The sequence below is a fragment of the Candidatus Saccharimonadales bacterium genome, assembly GCA_035457485.1.
Taxonomy (GTDB): domain Bacteria; phylum Patescibacteriota; class Saccharimonadia; order Saccharimonadales; family EFPC-124; genus DATIBO01.
Genome location: DATIBO010000010.1, coordinates 1 through 1054, shown reverse-complemented (window position 1 = coordinate 1054; position 1054 = coordinate 1). Strand labels below are relative to the sequence as shown.

Annotated in this window: 1 protein-coding gene; it reads right to left on the bottom strand. The window is 52.4% G+C overall.

From position 1 onward, the window contains the following. Positions 1-1045, bottom strand: a 1045-nt coding sequence (locus tag VLA77_05090; GenBank protein HSE29930.1) for an IS630 family transposase, incomplete at its 3' end; no start/stop codon positions are given. Between the last annotated feature and the right edge of the window lie 9 nt (positions 1046-1054).

The window sequence follows — 1054 nt, the reverse complement described above, 5'->3', positions numbered from 1 at the left end:
TTGATTCGCGTTTGATGCGATGTTTGGGATTGAAATATTTCCATTTTACGGTTCTTGGATTTTTGTTGTATTGGCGGATGTAGCGCATGATTTTTTTCTTTAGATCTGTCACGGAGGTGAACACCCCGCGAGCGATCACGTCGCGCTCGATTTTGGCAAACCATAGTTCGACCTGGTTCAGCCATGAGGAATAGGTCGGCGTAAAATGCATGTGCACCTGAGGATGATCGGCAAGGAAACTTTTAACTCGGTCCGTCTTATGTGCCGAAAGATTGTCCAAGATGACATGAATCTCTTTGTTAGCGGGCTGACTGGCAACAATGTCGGTGAGAAAGGCGACGAACTCCGCACGGGTATGACGCTGTGCGGTCTTTCCCAAGATCTCACCGCTCTGGGTGTTAAAGGCAGCGTAAAGCGACAACGTTCCGTGGCGAAAGTACTCAAACCCATGGCGCTCGGCTCGTCCTGCAGTCAGCGGCAGGACAGGGTCTTTGCGATCCAAAGCTTGGATGGCGGTTTTTTCATCGACCGAGAATACTGCTGCGTGTTGGGGCGGATGCAAGTAAAGCCCGATCACATCGGCAGCCTTGGTCTCGAAAGCACCATCGTTACTGCTCATGTAACCCTCAACACGATGGGGCCCGATGCCGTGTTTGGACCACACTCGGGCAATGGTCATATGCGAGACATCGCCCAGTTCCAACGCCAGCTTACGACCGCTCCAGTGAGTGGACCCGTCCGAGGGTTTTTTCTGCAACGTCCATTTAAGAATCCGAGCCTCTTTGCGCTCACTCTGGGGGCTGGCGAGTCGGCCGGTATGGTGCGAATACAAACCGGCCAATCTCTCGCCCACAAAGCGCTTTTTCCAACGAGCAATAAAATTGGTATCGCAACTGAGCTTCTCGCGAATCACCCCGTAGCGTTCCCCATCGGCGATCAAAAGTATCAAGCGAGCTCGGCGCGCTTGCGCCGCGTCTCGGCTTTGTCCTCTTACCCAACGCCTCAGTTCTTGTCGTTCAAACTGTCTCAAAGTGATTGTTTCCATCAATCACTT